The sequence below is a fragment of the Halonotius aquaticus genome (assembly GCF_003605575.1).
GTDB lineage: Archaea > Halobacteriota > Halobacteria > Halobacteriales > Haloferacaceae > Halonotius > Halonotius aquaticus.
Window position 1 is genome coordinate 13342 of sequence record NZ_QKNY01000008.1, and the last position, 14239, is coordinate 27580.

General features: G+C 62.7%; 18 protein-coding genes. 3 read left to right on the forward strand and 15 right to left on the reverse strand.

The window, feature by feature from the left end:
* Positions 1 to 127: 127 nt before the first annotated feature.
* The 3 genes from DM826_RS05930 (at position 128) to DM826_RS05940 (ending at position 1508) form a co-directional block, all read left to right on the forward strand.
* The gene (locus DM826_RS05930) at positions 128 to 649 is read left to right on the forward strand and encodes an archaemetzincin family Zn-dependent metalloprotease (RefSeq protein WP_120102481.1); all 522 of its coding nucleotides are present in this window, start codon (positions 128 to 130) and stop codon (positions 647 to 649) included.
* A gap of 135 nt (positions 650 to 784) precedes the next feature.
* Positions 785 to 1081: a toxin-antitoxin system TumE family protein gene (locus DM826_RS05935; RefSeq protein ID WP_120102482.1), complete on the forward strand. Its 297-nt coding sequence runs from the start codon at positions 785 to 787 to the stop codon at positions 1079 to 1081.
* Complete coding sequence (locus DM826_RS05940; RefSeq protein ID WP_120102483.1) at positions 1071 to 1508, forward strand: HVO_A0114 family putative DNA-binding protein; 438 nt, start codon at positions 1071 to 1073, stop codon at positions 1506 to 1508. Before DM826_RS05935 ends, DM826_RS05940 begins: the two co-directional genes overlap by 11 nt.
* 10 nt (positions 1509 to 1518) lie before the next feature.
* Here DM826_RS05940 and DM826_RS05945 read toward each other — a convergent pair whose 3' ends face one another.
* The 15 genes from DM826_RS05945 to cbiT form a co-directional block, all read right to left on the reverse strand.
* Positions 1519 to 2316 carry a DUF2797 domain-containing protein gene (locus DM826_RS05945; protein WP_120102484.1) on the reverse strand — a complete coding sequence of 266 codons (798 nt, stop codon included), beginning with the start codon at positions 2314 to 2316 and terminating at the stop codon, positions 1519 to 1521.
* A gap of 73 nt (positions 2317 to 2389) precedes the next feature.
* Positions 2390 to 3316, reverse strand: coding sequence for a cation diffusion facilitator family transporter (locus DM826_RS05950; protein ID WP_120102485.1), 927 nt, complete (start codon positions 3314 to 3316; stop codon positions 2390 to 2392).
* A gap of 116 nt (positions 3317 to 3432) precedes the next feature.
* Complete coding sequence (locus DM826_RS05955) at positions 3433 to 4629, reverse strand: mechanosensitive ion channel family protein (protein WP_120102486.1); 1197 nt, start codon at positions 4627 to 4629, stop codon at positions 3433 to 3435.
* 93 nt (positions 4630 to 4722) lie between these two features.
* Positions 4723 to 5589, reverse strand: coding sequence for a class 1 fructose-bisphosphatase (locus DM826_RS05960; protein ID WP_120102487.1), 867 nt, complete (start codon positions 5587 to 5589; stop codon positions 4723 to 4725).
* A complete protein-coding gene (locus DM826_RS05965) occupies positions 5589 to 6410 on the reverse strand; it encodes a class I fructose-bisphosphate aldolase (RefSeq protein WP_120102488.1) in 822 nt (273 codons plus the stop codon). Before DM826_RS05965 ends, DM826_RS05960 begins: the two co-directional genes overlap by 1 nt.
* A 238-nt stretch (positions 6411 to 6648) precedes the next feature.
* Complete coding sequence (locus DM826_RS05970) at positions 6649 to 7020, reverse strand: DUF3209 family protein (RefSeq protein ID WP_120102489.1); 372 nt, start codon at positions 7018 to 7020, stop codon at positions 6649 to 6651.
* A 5-nt stretch (positions 7021 to 7025) separates the two neighbouring features.
* Positions 7026 to 8246, reverse strand: coding sequence for a CbiX/SirB N-terminal domain-containing protein (locus DM826_RS05975; RefSeq protein WP_120102490.1), 1221 nt, complete (start codon positions 8244 to 8246; stop codon positions 7026 to 7028).
* Positions 8243 to 8926, reverse strand: a complete 684-nt coding sequence (locus tag DM826_RS05980) for a cobalamin biosynthesis protein (RefSeq protein ID WP_120102491.1) — start codon at positions 8924 to 8926, stop codon at positions 8243 to 8245. Before DM826_RS05980 ends, DM826_RS05975 begins: the two co-directional genes overlap by 4 nt.
* Positions 8923 to 9189 carry a ferredoxin gene (locus DM826_RS05985; RefSeq protein WP_120102492.1) on the reverse strand — a complete coding sequence of 89 codons (267 nt, stop codon included), beginning with the start codon at positions 9187 to 9189 and terminating at the stop codon, positions 8923 to 8925. Before DM826_RS05985 ends, DM826_RS05980 begins: the two co-directional genes overlap by 4 nt.
* A 1-nt stretch (position 9190) precedes the next feature.
* The gene (gene cobJ, locus DM826_RS05990; protein WP_120102493.1) at positions 9191 to 10123 is read right to left on the reverse strand and encodes a precorrin-3B C(17)-methyltransferase; all 933 of its coding nucleotides are present in this window, start codon (positions 10121 to 10123) and stop codon (positions 9191 to 9193) included.
* Positions 10124 to 10125: 2 nt separating this feature from the next.
* A complete protein-coding gene (locus tag DM826_RS05995) occupies positions 10126 to 10998 on the reverse strand; it encodes a precorrin-3B C(17)-methyltransferase (protein ID WP_120102494.1) in 873 nt (290 codons plus the stop codon).
* The gene (gene cbiG, locus DM826_RS06000; protein WP_120102495.1) at positions 10995 to 11996 is read right to left on the reverse strand and encodes a cobalt-precorrin 5A hydrolase; all 1002 of its coding nucleotides are present in this window, start codon (positions 11994 to 11996) and stop codon (positions 10995 to 10997) included. Before cbiG ends, DM826_RS05995 begins: the two co-directional genes overlap by 4 nt.
* Positions 11993 to 12940: a cobalt-precorrin-4/precorrin-4 C(11)-methyltransferase gene (locus DM826_RS06005; RefSeq protein ID WP_120102496.1), complete on the reverse strand. Its 948-nt coding sequence runs from the start codon at positions 12938 to 12940 to the stop codon at positions 11993 to 11995. The genes cbiG and DM826_RS06005 overlap by 4 nt, the downstream gene beginning before the upstream one ends.
* Positions 12937 to 13656 (reverse strand): cobalt-factor II C(20)-methyltransferase, encoded by a 720-nt coding sequence (locus tag DM826_RS06010; protein ID WP_120102497.1) that lies wholly within the window; start codon positions 13654 to 13656, stop codon positions 12937 to 12939. Before DM826_RS06010 ends, DM826_RS06005 begins: the two co-directional genes overlap by 4 nt.
* Positions 13653 to 14237 carry a precorrin-6Y C5,15-methyltransferase (decarboxylating) subunit CbiT gene (gene cbiT, locus DM826_RS06015; RefSeq protein WP_120102498.1) on the reverse strand — a complete coding sequence of 195 codons (585 nt, stop codon included), beginning with the start codon at positions 14235 to 14237 and terminating at the stop codon, positions 13653 to 13655. Before cbiT ends, DM826_RS06010 begins: the two co-directional genes overlap by 4 nt.
* Positions 14238 to 14239 lie beyond the last annotated feature (2 nt).

Here is a 14239-nt window from a genome sequence, read left to right on the forward strand (position 1 = left end):
CCGAGACGCCCGCGTCAAAACACGGGTCGGGCGTCGCCACGGAACCGTCGACCGGCGTCAGACAATCGCACGACGCCGAGGTGGTTGGGGCGTGAAATTTAAGAACCGGCTTGTCGTATGCTGTGTCATGCATGCCGACATCGTGCCGATTGGGGACGTCCCCGCCCACGTCAAGCGCGAGTCGTCGGCTGTCCTGCGGTCGGTCTACGACTGTGACGTGACCGTCCACGACAGCCAGTCGATCCCCGACGGCGCGTTCGATCAATCCCGGAACCAATACCGGGCCGAAGACTTCATCGAACTCGTCAGCCGTGTCGGCACCGGTGATACGAATATCGGCATTACCTCCAACGACCTCTACTACCGTCGCCGAAACTACGTCTTCGGGCTTGCGTATCTCAACGGCAACGGCTCGGTGATCTCAACGCACCGCCTCCGGACGTCCTCTGATGGAGGGATCACGACCAAGCCGGAAGACGAGGTATTTGCGGATCGCGTCCGAAAGGAAGTTGTCCACGAGATCGGCCACACCCTCGGGCTGGAGCACTGCGATAACTCGAAGTGTGTGATGAGCTTCTCGCCGACCGTCCGCGAGGTCGACGTGAAAGAGGAGAACCTCTGTGGCTCCTGTAGTCGGATCCTACGATAACGACATGATTCTACTCCAGTAATTCCCCGTTGTCTCCGCGGTTGCTATGGTATCGGTCTCATAGCCAATCACCGGTAACTGTTGACGGCGACACTTCTATACTGTATCAGGTGATAGCGTATCGTGTAGACTCGCATGGCTGACGGTGATGTCGTCATCGAGCGCAACTTCGAGGTTGATACTGTTGCCGGCACTCGGGTCGAACTGTTCGTCGTCGAGGATTCGACGGCCCCGGGCGGCTACGCCTACCGGTTTCAGTACTACGACCCAGATGATGAAACAGCGATCTTGCGGTACGACAACGCCCACGACAGCACCGTTGGCCCACACCACCGACACCACAACGGCGAGGTAACTGGGATCGAGTTTACCGATCTCGAATCTCACCTTGCCCGGTTCCGAACGGAGGTCTCCCAGCTCAATGAGCAATGATACCCACACAACGCCCGCCCCCGAATCGACACAGTATCCGGAAACGCTCCGTCTTACGATTCAGTCCGGCGCGGCGGCGTTCGATGCTGCACTGGAGGCTGTCGCCGACGATCCGGCTGCCGCCGAGGCGGCGGTCGTTTCCTTCGAAACCGCTGAGGGAATCCGCCGGCTGCTTACCGATCGTCGGTTGGAACTCATTCAGTCACTGATGGCGGCCCCAGCAGCAAGCATCACCGAGTTAGCCGAGCGTGTCGACCGCAGCTATTCGATCGTCCACGAGGATATCGAGCTGTTAGCCGACACCGGGATCGTCAAATTTCGGCAGGATGGGCAGTCAAAAGCCCCCTTCATCCCCTACGAGACTGTCGAGCTTGATGTGACAATAAGTGCAGCAGGCGTCGCAGGTGATGCTGAACTGCCTGTGTAACCGTCTCAGCTCACTCAAACGACCCAAGACTCGACTGTAGCTCCCGGCTGCTGCGCCCCTCGATCAGTTCGTAGCCGACCAACTCCCGCATATCGACGGCGTACGTCGATCCGTCGCGGTCAACGATCAGGAGTCGCCCTTTCGTGCCTCGCACGGTGCCGGCGGCGACCGTTTCGGCGACCGGCTGGCTGTCGAGGGCGAGCCCATACTCGACGTCGAACCGTTCGATCGGGTTAAATTCAGCCAGCAGTGTCTCCCACGCGTCGGTGTCGACCGCCTGCCCGAGGCCAGCCTGTTTGGTCGGCACCCGAACCCGATCCGGAATCTCGGTGGCGATCTCGGCTTCGCGTTCGCGGGCGATCCGGCCGTTTTCGACGGTCGCGATGTGGGCTCCCCGGTCGGCTCCCTGCTCGCGGAGCCGGGTCTCTAGTCGCCATGCCTTCGTCACGCCGACTTTGAACGTCGCTGGCGCGAACGCTGCGAGATAGATCGCGTGGTCGTCATGGCAGTCCATCTCGTCTTTCAGACAGGTGCCGGTACAGCGCGCACAGACCCATGTTTGGTTGTGTTCCGGGCAGTACGGCGCGGTGGGGTTCTCGCAGGCGATATGGCTGTCATCGTGGATCGTGCCGGCGCAGTGCCGCTCACCGAGGCTGTAGTCGAGTTCGGTGCCGGGATCGAGCGGCTGATAGGTGATCTTCTCATCGCTTGTCGCAGCGGTATCGGCGGCTTCGCCCGACGCAGCATCGCCGTTGCTGGGGCTCACCAAGAGCCCACCATCGGCGGCATCGTAGCCAACGATCTGCACAGCGGCGCTTCGATAGCTGGCAGTAAATCGCTGTCCCTTGTGGCCGCTGTCACCTGCTGTCGTCGCTGTCGAGCTATGACGTGTCGGTCGGCGACTGCGATGGCGAATCGCTGCCGTCCTTCCATTCGCCAAGTCCGGCGGGATCAAGGTGAATGTGGGCGTCGCCGACCTCACCCATCCCGGTAAGCTGGGTGACGAGATCGGTTTCGATATCGTGGGCCTCCGCGATGGTCAACTCGCCGTCGACCTCGACGTGGGCTTCGACCTCCAACACGGTGCCATCGTAGAACACCGTTAGATCGTGGTAGCCTTCGACCGCGGCGTGGTTTGCGATGATCGACTCGATCTCCTCGCGTTTGCCGGCTGTGGGGGCCGCGCCGACAAGGTAATCAAGGTTCTCTTGGCCGATCTCGACGCCCTGATAGATGACCAGCAGGCTGACGAGTGCGCCGGCGATCGGGTCGAGCACCGGAAAGCCCAGCCGGACGCCGACAACGCCGATGATCGCTGCGACAGTCGTGTAGATGTCGTTGAGGCAGTCTTTCGCTAAGGCGGCCAGCGCGGTCGAATCTAATCCGACGTTGGCCCGCTGGGTATACCAATAGGCGAGATACATATCGGCCATGGCGAATCCGAGCGCGCCGAGCAGGTAGTAGCTGAACTCGATCTCTGAGCCGGCAAGCAGGCCGCGAGCGGATTCATAGAGGAGATACCCGCCGAGCACGACGATCACCGCCCCGACAAACAGCGCGCTCAGCGGTTCAATACGGGCGTGGCCATGTGGGTGGTTGACGTCTGCTGATTCGAAGGAACTGCTACCCCAGACGAGGACAACGACGCTGGCGACGAGATCGGCCACCGAGTGGGCCGCGTCGGCGACGAGAGCAACCGAGCCAAAGAGGATGCCGACAGCGCCTTCGGCGATGATCTTGGCGAGATTAGCTCCGACATTGACCCACGAGGCGCGTCGAAACCGGCGTCTTGCGTCCTCGCGGTGCATACAGCAAATTGCCCCAGAAGTGACTTCAGGGTTCGGGTTGTCCGGGTCTAATTTCGAGTTTCGATCGATCTACCGAGTGGTGTCGCGGGCCAGCGGATCGGCGCCGGGGCGCGCTGTTACTCCTCGATATCTCCGCTCGTCGCTGGCTGGGTCACCGTCTCCGTCTCGGAGGTATCACGGTTGCTGACCGTGCGCTGTGGGAAGGGGATCGAGATCGACTCGGTGGCAAACCGTGATTTGACGCCCTCGACGACGCCGGCTGTCGCCCGCCAGCGACGCTGTGGTGTTGGCGGTGCGATCCAAAACCGGATATCCAGCGTCACCGCTGACCCGCCGAAGGCGACGGGAAAGACCTGTGGCTTTGGGTTGTTTTCGACCATATTCACGTCCTCGACGGCCTCGCGGGCGATCTCCTTGGCGCGTTCGGGATCGTCCTCGTAGTCGATGCCGACCTCGACGTGGATGCGGAGTTTGCCGTCGCGGCTCCGGTTTGTGATCGCCTGATTGGCAACGTTGTCGTTCGGGATGACGACGTGTTCGCCGTCGAAGTTTCGCAGGATCGTGTTCATGATCGTGATCTTGGTGATGATCCCCTCCTTGTCGCCGATCGCAACCCAGTCGCCGATCTCGAAGGGCCGAGAGAACATGAGCACAAAGCCCGCAAGCAGCGAGCCAAGCGTCTGTCGGGCCGCAAGTCCGATGACGACGCCGAGGAAGCCAGCCCCGACCAGTAGACTCCCGATATCAATCCCCCAGATTGTGAAGATCGCCACCACAACAACGAGGATCAACGCGACCTGTAACACCCGCGTGAGGATCTGCTCTTGGTGGGCTGTGACGCGTTTGGTGTTGGCCGTATACTCTCTGACGATATCGTGGATGAAGTCGTTGGCGACGAATGCTGCGAGGAGGACGAGGCCCGTCGTGACGAACTGCCCGACCGCCGGCAACGCGAGTTGCCCGAGCCCGATCAACTGGAGTGCCGTCGATATCTGCCCCCAGACAATGAGCAACACGAACGTTGCCGCCGAAAGGACAGCCAGTTGGATGAGTCGAACAAAAATCGTAATCAGTACGCCTACCGGTGCGACCGCATCGACACGGTCGAAGGTCTCGCTGGCGGACTCGCCAAACCGACCTTTGGCCCATCCCGCGACGAACAGTCTAATTCGGGTTGTCACCCGTGGGACAACCACCCCGGCGATCACCACTGCAAGCAGCGCGATGCCGAGACTCGCCGCGATCCGCAGTTCCGTCGAGACGCCATCAACCAACAGGGACTCGACCCGCGTGGTGATGCCGGACACGGTCATACAAGCCCCTGACACTAAAGGATAAAAACGATGCTGATGTCGACAAGCCCTGGTTGGCTGTGAGGCCGACGCTGACTTCGTCGTGACGCCGCCTCAGTCGTGGGCGGCGAGTTTCGCTTCGACGGTGTCGATCAGTTCCTCGTTGCCGAGATGGACGGGCACGCGCTGGTGGAACCGTTCGGGGTCGACATCGAGGATCGACTCTGTGCCGTCAGAGGAGACCCCGCCGGCACACTCCACGATGTAGGCCATCGGAATCCCCTCAAACTGCAATCGGAGTTTTCCGTTTTCAGCCGATTTGAGCGCGGGATACGAGAAGCTCCCACCGTAGGTCAACACCTGGTTCACGTCGGCAACCATCGCCCCGCCGTAGCGGAGCTTGTACTCCTGTTCGACCTCCTCGATGAACGCGGCAAAGCCTTCGGTCCAGTCGGGGACGCGACCGCCCATACTGTAGACGGTCGGCTCGTCTGGGATCGTCACATCATCGTTGATCACGTCGATCTCGCCGTCCTCAACGATAGCCTCGGTGACACGCCCGTCGCGGGCGATATCCATCGTCAAGATCGGCCCGAAGAGAATGAATCCCGAAGCCAAGAGCTCGTCGCCGCTGGCCGGGAGGTCGCCCTCATAGACCGCGATGATCGTCCCCATCGGGCTGTTTGGTTTGATGTTTGAGGAGCCATCAAGCGGGTCACAGGCGATTGAAACGTCGCCGCTGCCCACGTCAATCGGCTCGGCTTGCTCCTCGCTGGCGTAGGTACCAACGCCGTCGATGCCGCCGAGTGCCTCCTCGATCAGTTCGTCGGCGTAGGCGTCGGCCTCCAGGCGTGTTTCGCCGCTGGGATTTGTTTCGTCGCTTTTCACGCGCCGGCCCGGCAGCGAGGCGCGAATCTCGGGGGCGAGCGCCGCAAGCGTCTCGAAGATCTCGTCGAGGATCGCGTCCTGATCGCGGCTCATTAGAGGGCCTCGCGGTTGGTGGGTTCGACGCCCATGACGTCGAGTGCTTCTTTGACGCTGGCGTCCTCGAAGATGACCGCTTCGAGGCCATCAAGAATCTGTTCGGGGTTATCGCGCTGGAAGACGTTGCGACCGACGGCCAGCCCATTGGCACCGGCATCCATCGCGTTGCGAACCGTCGTCAGGAAGTCTTGGTCGTCCGTTTTCGAACCGCCGCTCATAACGACTTTTGAATCAGCGGCCTGGGTGACTGCATGCGACATCGCCTCCGGCGAGCCGGGATATTTCACCTTCGTGATATCTGCGCCGAGTTCGAGTCCCAGCCGCGTCGAGTAGGCGATCGTCGAGGGGGTGGTCGCGTTTTTCAGTCCTTGGCCGCGTGGATACGACCACATGACCACGCCGAGGTCGTGTTCCCGGGCAGCCTCTTGGGCGTCGCGGAATTCCTCGACCATTTCGATCTCGTGGTTCGAGCCACCGTAGACGGTGAACCCGATGGCCTCCGCGCCGACCTCGACGGCGTTTTCGACCGTCCAGTTGACCGCCGAGTTTGGCTCGCCCATCCAGAGGTTTGAGGTGCCGTTAAGCTTGGCCAGCAGGGTCACATCGTCCTCATAGGAGGGATAGTAGCCCTCGGCGATCCCTTTCTGGACGGCGACTGCTGTCACCGCATCGTGGGTGCCGATCTCGAACACCCGATCCGGATCGGCCGTCGCGGGGTTCGGCTCGAAGTCAACTGGCCCGTGCTCCAAGCCGTGGTCGTAGGCCAAGATCAGGGACTTTTCGTTGCGCGTGATCGCGGAATCAGCACCTGGGATCATCGTTTCATGGGTCGGTGAACTATACTAAAAGTGCTATGGCACATGTACGTACCCTGAGACATCTGCTTCTGCATCTGTTTCCGATCTCGGCGTCGATATCGCGCTGTTTGGTACTTCGCTCTGTGTGTACAGTTGCCGTTAATACAATGATCGTTGGTGTACATACCGATAGAACCAATCAATCGATAGAATCTCAGATGTTGCTCGCCGGGGGAATCTGTCTTCACCGCCAACTGGCTTACTCTTCGACCGGGAATGCTTCGTGGAGCGTATCGTGGGCTTTGCCAAGCCCCTCAAACACGCTCTCACCTTGCGCGGTCAGTCGGTGAATCGCCAGCTCGGCGTCGCGGACGGCCACAAGTCGACCACGGAGATAGTCGTACTCCGGGTCGTCTGCATCTGTTGCGGCGATTTCTTCTTCGAGATCGACGAGGGCAGCATCGAGATGGCGTTCGATCGCCGACAGCGTTTCAGCCTCGGCCAGCGCGCCGATCGGGCCGGTGAGATGGCCCTCCAGCTCCTGTTCCGCGTGTTCGCGGGCCGCGGTGTCTTCGGTTCCCAGTACGTTCATCAAGCCGAGTTTGAGTGCTTCGAGTTCGTGACAGCTCATACGGATTACAGTGTTTGATCGACCAAGTCGCTGACGATCCGATCGCGGTCTAAGTGCGATGAGACGATGCGCTCGGTGTCATCGGCGTTGACGCCGCCGTACCAGACGTTTTCGGGGTAGACAGCGACGATCGGCCCTTCGCCACAACGGCCAAGACACGAGCTTCGGGTGATGCGGGCATCACATTGTTCGGAATCACGGGCTGCCTGCCGGAGTCCTTCGAGGACGGCCGGTGCACCGTCGGCCGCGCAGGTCTGGTTGGTGCAGACGGCGACGTGTTTTTCCGGGGCGTCGTGAGTGTGTGGCTCGTCGTCGACATCGCTACGATCAGCATGAGTCTCTTGATGCGTCAGCGCGCGCAGCATGGCGCGTGCGCCGCCAGTGTCCTCCTCGTAGCCGGTGAGGTCGACCTTGTACTTGCAGGTGTCACACGACATTTCGACGCTGTCTGTCCGTGCCTCCTGCCAGCGGTCGCCAAGCACGTCTAGCAGCCGGGAGTCAGTACCGAGCGGGTCGCCAGCCAGCGCGTCGACATAGGGGTACTCCGCATCAAAGTCGTCAGTCCATTCCCGAATCCGACCGGTCAGCACGCCATCGCCGAGCATGTACGGGACAACGACGACGGCGTCCGGTCGCTGTTTGGCAAGTGTCGACAGCGAGTCGTCCAGCGTTGGCTCGGTGATGCCGATAAACGACGCCTCGACAGTACTGAAATCCCGCCCCTCGTGGAGGAGGCGAGCGAGCTTGTGGAGGTCAGCGTTGGCGTCGGGATCGCTCGAACCACGACCGCAGACGACGACAGCAATCTCGTCCTCCTCGCGGTCGACACCGAGATCGGATTCGACTGCTCTCGCGCGGTCGTCGAGCAAATCGACGATAGCGGGGTGGATCCCGAGGTGCGCGCCATTGTTAATCTCTGCCTCGTGGGTTGAGCGGGCGCGCTGGACGGCCAGCGGCACGTCGTTTTTGACGTGGCTGGCTGCGAACAGCGAAAGCTGGACGACCGTGATCGAATCAACTGCGGCGGCCAATCCCTCGATACCGTCTTCGATTGCTGGCTCGGCGAGTTCGAGGAAGGCGGCGTCGACCGGAATCTCCAGGCGGTCTTCGAGCATCGCCGCCAACTCCCGAACCTGCTCGTTGGACTTCTCGCGGCGGGAGCCGTGGCCGACCAGCAGAACGGCCTCGTTGTCGACGCTTTCGATGGTGTCGTGAAGCTGACTCATGCTTCGAACTGTGAGCGGTCGAACTCGACGTCGGTTGCCTGATCGAGACTCTGTACCAGTTTGCGACGGCGACTGGGCGCGAATAGTTCCGTTGCCTCGGTGCTCTCGTAGAGCCACATGCCGAAATCAGCGGCTGCGTCGTCGTCGATCCCGAACCAGTAGCCGCCGGATGACGTATCCGAAAGGTCACCGTACGGCGCGTCGACCGGGGCGTCGTCGATGAGCTCTTGGACAAGTTCGAGGAGGTTGGCGTCGTCGTGGACGAAGGAGACGCCGACGGTGCCGCTGGAGGACTTGAAGCAGATCGTTCCGCAGCCCTCCAAGATGCCGCGCAGCAGGTCGCGGCGGTAGTCCGCAAAGGCACCGAACCGGTAGTTGCCACGGCCGTCGACCGGGAGGCCGAGCGCGCCGCTCATTCCGAAGAGGTCGTCGCTCGCGACTTCGACCGTGTACTCGTCTTCGGTCTTCGTGATATCGGTGTTGTGGGCGTAGTCCCGCGTTTTTTGATCGTGGTCAATCTCGCTGCCGACGATCTCGCCCAGCGTCTCGGCGGCGGCCTCGTCGTTGGTCGTCACGGTGAGGCGGTCGCGCTCGACTGCGCCGTTGCCGGCGACGCGACCCCAGAAGTAGGCCGTCGAAGGGTGGCCCGCCAGCAGGTCGTCGGGGACGGCAACGCTCATGGCTCGACCTCCTCGACGACGATGGCGTTGGTGGGACAGGCTGCGGCGGCCTGCCGGGCCTCCTCAATGCGGTCGTCGTCGAAGGTGGCGATCACGTCCCCGTCTTCCTCTCGGACTTCGCCGTCGCCGTCGTAGACCGGGTCGCCGTCGGGGTCGATGGTGGCGAGGCCGTCGTCGTCTTCGACGAACCGTGGATCGCGGGTGAGACAGGCGAAGACTCCGTCGCAGGGCTCCTTCCTCAGGGTGACTTGATAGGTGGGCATATTAGTAGTCGTATTTTGTCTCGTAGCCGCGCGGGGTGACCATCCGGTCGTCCCAGACGTAGGTCTCCTCGTTGCCGACGAGAATCGTCGTCGTCATGTCGATGATGTCCTCTTCGCCGAGCTCTTCCAGCTGGTCGAGTGTCGTGATCATTACCTCCTCGTCGTCCCGCCCTGCGCCGTGGACGATGCCGACCGGCGTGTCGGGGTCGCGGTGGGCGAGCAGGATCTCGCAGGCTTTCTCGAAGTTCTCGCGGCGTTTGCGGCTCCAGGGGTTGTAGATGACGATGGTGAAGCTCTCGCCGGCAGCTGAGTGGAGCCGAGATTCGATCTCCGGCATCGGCACCAAGTGGTCGGACAGCGAGATCGACACGGTGTCGTTGACCAGCGGCGCGCCCAGCAGCGCCGAACAGGACTGGGCGGCGGGGACACCGGGGACGACCTCGTAATCGACCATCGAGGCGGTCGCGCCTTTTGATTCCAGAATTTCGAGCGCGAGCCCCGAGAGGGCATAGACGTTTGGATCGCCGCTGCCGATGATCGCAACGTCGTTGCCGGCGAGCGCGCGGTCGATGGCCTCCTCCGTCCGAGAGACTTCGCCGCACATCGGCGTATCGTACAGTTCGTCGGCGTCCTCGGTGATTTCGTCGGGCAGGAGTTCGATGTAGGTCGTGTAGCCGACGATGTGTTCAGCATCCAGCAGCGCGGCGCGAGCGCGCTGGGTCATGCCCTCGGGATGGCCAGGGCCGAGGCCGACAGCCGTCAGTTGCCCCGGCTCGGCGTCGAAGTCATCAACCGTCGAGCCGATCTTTTCATCGACCGACTGCTGTTTCGACGAGCCGTCGCTGGATTTCGCCGTACAGCCGCCGGCATCGTCGCTTGATTCGCTTGCCTGTTCCGCTGCCGTCTCCGCTGTCGTGTTGGTGTCCGTACTCATGATTAGAAATCCTCCACGTCACGCCCGCCGCGCGGGGTGACAAGGAACGTCCGGTAGTCGTTGTCCCACGTCTCAGTCTCGTGGTTGCCGATGATCAGCGAGGTGCCCATCCCCGACACCTTGTCGTCGTGGGCGGTCGCCTCGCCGAGCGTCGTGATGACGTGGCTCTCCCCGTTGCGGCCGGCGTCGTCGCGGCCAGCGTCGTTGACAATCGCCACTAAGGCGTCGTCGGTTCGCTCTTCGCGGACGATGTCGACGGCCTTCTCGTAGTTTCGCCAGCAGTTGTAGAGGACGATCACGAAATCGCTGATCGCGGCGGCACGCAGTTTTTCCTCGATTTCTTCCCAGCCGCGCCACTTGTCGGAGAGTGAGATTGTGCAGAAATCGTTGCAGAGCGGCGCGCCGACCATCGCCCCGCCGCCGAGGGCGGCAGTCACGCCGGGGACAATCTCGATTGGGATGTCCGTCGCGTCTTCCTCCTCGGCCATCTTGAAAATGAGGTCGGATTTGCCGTACACGGAGGGGTCGCCACCCGAGACGTGAGCCACGTCGTCGCCGGCGCGGACGCGCTCGAAGGCGACCTTGGCGAGTTCGATCTGCCGGCCCATCGTCGAGCGGATGATCTCCTGTTCGTGGCCGTTCTCGCGGGTGACGCGGCCCTCGTCATCGACCTGCTCGGCGGGCGGCAGCGTGCCGTCCTCCCGCAAAAACGCCTGGTAGAGGTCGGAGGCGATCACGCAGTCGGCCGTCTCGATTACGTCCTTGGCGCGTTTGGTCATGTCGGCCGGCAGACCGGGGCCGATGCCGACGACCGAGAGCGTGCCGAGATCGTCAGGGCGTTCAGCGGCCGTCGCGCTCGCTGGTTCGCTGCTCATTTGCCTATCGCCACCGTGACCTCGTTGTCGTAGCTCTGCTTTTCGAGCAGGAGTTCCTGCTCGCGGCCGCCAGCGATGGCGGAGGCTTCCGAGATGCCAGGCCAGCCGATGAGTTCCTTCGATTTCGATGGACTGGGCCCCTCGTGCTCCAACAGCGTTTCCTTATCGAAGGCGACCACACCGAGATCGAGTTCTTCAGCCGCTTCCAGCAGCCCCTCCTCGTCTTCCTTTCGCGTCGCCGTGGCGACGAACTCCACGTCATCGAATTCGTATTCAGTCTCGTCGAGGGCGTTCTCCCACGCCGCGATGAAGGAGTCGGTGGCCGCGCCGGAGACGCTGCCGGTACCGAGAACGATGCCCTCGTCCTTGTTGCGCTTCAGAACGGTCACATCGTCGCCGACGAGAACGGCCTGTGGGCCGTCGAGGCGGGCTACGGGGCCGAGTTCGTCGTCGAGCACGGCGAGGTTGGTCTGGATCGTCGAGCGGCCGTTGACGACGTGTGTGTCCATCGCCTTCGCGCGGGCTTCGACGCCCTGCTTGCCGGCGGCTTCGGAGGCTGTCGTCATCGCGGGAATCGCGCCCATCGTGGCGAGATCCTGGGCGACCTGGTTCGCGCCGTGGTGGCCGCCGGTGATCGGGATCGCCCACGTGAGTTCCTCGTCGACGACGCAGATCGCGGGATCGTCCCACTTGTCGTCGAGCAGGTGGGCGGTTTTCCGCATGGCGATTCCGCTGGCCATCAGGCCGACGAAGCAGTCGTACTCGCCCCAGTGCTCGTCGAAGACCTCACCGTGGTACTCGATGATGTCGATTTTCTCGTAGCGGTCAGCGAGTTCGCTTTCGATCTCCTCGGCGGTGTCCATCTTCCGGCCGAAGGAGATGATGGCGATCTCTTCGGCGACCTCGCCGTCGCTGTCGGGCGTGCTACAGTGGCCGCCGCTGTCGGAGTTGTCGCTCGTGTCGCTGTTCGTCGTCGTGGATTCGTTGTCGGTGCTCATTGGGTTGTCTCCGCTGGATCGGTCTGCTCGTTGTCCGCTGTCTCATTGCTGTCGTCGTCAGCATCACCATCGGGGCCGCGATCCGCCCAGCCATCATAGAGATAGGATCGCTCGTAGCCCGCGCCGGTCACCGCGTCGCCGATGACCACCATCGCCGAGGCGCGGTAGCCGGCGTCCTTGACTTTCTCGCCGATGGTGCCGATTGTGCCGTAAATCACGTCCTCGTCGGGCCAGGAAGCGTGATAGACGACCGCGACCGGAATCTCGGGATCGTGGCCGTCGTCGATGAGTCGATCCATCGTGTCGGCGACAGCGTGGGTGCCGAGATAGATACAGGTCGTCACGTCGCCCATCTCGACGAACTCGCCGATGTGGTCGTCCTCCTCGGTCAGCGTCTTGCCCTGCGGGCGGGTGAACGCGACGTGGTTCGAGACCTCGTTGAGCGTGAGTTGGGTTCGGAGGGTCGCACTCGCCGCGAACGCCGAGGTGACACCGGGGACGAAGTAGGTGGGGACACCTTCGTGTTCGAGGGCGTCCATCTGTTCGAGGGCCGCGCCGTAGATCGCGGGATCGCCGCTGTGCAGCCGGACGACGTTGCCGCCGTCCTCGTGGGCGTCCCGCATCAGCGGGATCAGCTCTTCGAGGTCTTTGCCGATGGATGAGACCGTCTCGGCGTGGTCGCAATATTCCTCAAGGAGTTCGCTGTTGACCAGCGAGCCGGCGTGGACGACGAGGTCGGCGTCCTCCAGTAGTTCTTTGCCGGCAACCGTCAGCAGGCGTGGGTCACCGGGGCCGGCACCGACGAAGGGAATCCCCTCCTGTTCGTCGCCAGCATTGTGCTCGAAGATCCGGTCGTCGAGTTCGGCACGCCGCTGCTCGCCTTGGGCGTCGATAGCGGACTGGGGGTCGGTTTCGTCGTCGTCGGTCTCAACTGGCTCGCTCATGCGCGCTCCTCCACCCCGGTCGCGTCGCCCAACTCCTCGAACCGGGCGGTCGCGGGTTCGATATCGAGGTCGCGCTTGACCGCATACGCCAGCGTGTAGTAGTCGCGTTCGTCGATTTCCGCTGGATCGTCGGTGATGACGGTCTCACCGTGCTCCATGTAGAGCCGCCGACCGTAGGTCACGTCGTAGCCCGCGGCGACCAGCTTCTCGTGGGTCGCTGGCGCGTCGGTGACTTTGAACAGGATCATTCGGTCGGGGCCGGTCGGCGCGTGGCCGTTGGCAGCTTCTCGCAACGCGAGGCCTGCGCCGGCTTCGATTTCGACATCAAACGCGGTCGCAAACGCCGTCATCGCGCTGATGCCGGGGACGATCTCGACGTCCACGTCGGGGTGGAAGGCATCGAGCGTGCGTCGCAGGTGGCCGAACGTCGAGTAGACGTTCGGATCGCCCAGTGTGACGAAGGCGGCGTCGCCATCGCGGGCTTGCGGGGCGATTTCGGCGGCGGCTTCTTTCCACGCCGCTCGCAGTTTCTCCTCGTCGCGGGTCATCGGGAAATCGAGGTCGCCAATCTTCGCCTCGTCGACGTGGTTCAGTGCGACCGTCCGCGAGAGACGGCCCGGCGAGTAGACCACGTCGACCGATTCCAGCACCTCCTTGCCGCGAACCGTCACAAGATCAGCTTGGCCAGGGCCGAGACCGATGCCGTAGAGGGTCATTGTGTGGCCTCCGTTCGTTCGCCGTCGTCACTGCCGCTCGCACTGCCGACCAGCATGTAGACCGGATTGTCGGAGTTGAAGCTCGTCGCACCGGCGAGTTCGTAGCCGTGGCTGACCTGGAACTGGATGACTTCCTCCAGAATCCCGCGCTCGCGGAAGGCTTCGGTCGCGCGGCCGGCGACTTCGAGCCGCGAGACGTTCATCACGATCCGGTCGATTGCGGTGTCGACAGCGTGATCGAGCACGGCTTCGAAGTTCCGGCTCCCGCCGAGAAAGAGCGCGTCGGCGTCGTCGGGCAACCCCTCTGGGGCCTCGGCGTTTCGGAGGTCGATATCGGCGGTGGTCGACTCTTCGTTGGCCGCCAGGTTTTGCTCGGTTACGTCGAGTCGGTCGGCCTTGCGTTCGAGGGCGGTCACGCGGCCGGCGCGGCGGGCCGCTTCGATGGTGACCGCGCCGGTACAGGAGCCAACCTCAGCGAAGTGATCGTCCGGGCCGAGATCGAGTTTGCCGAGCGTGACCGACCGGACTTCCGACTTGGTCGGTCCCGCTTTGGCGTCGTGTGGCAGTGCGATGGGCATCATCC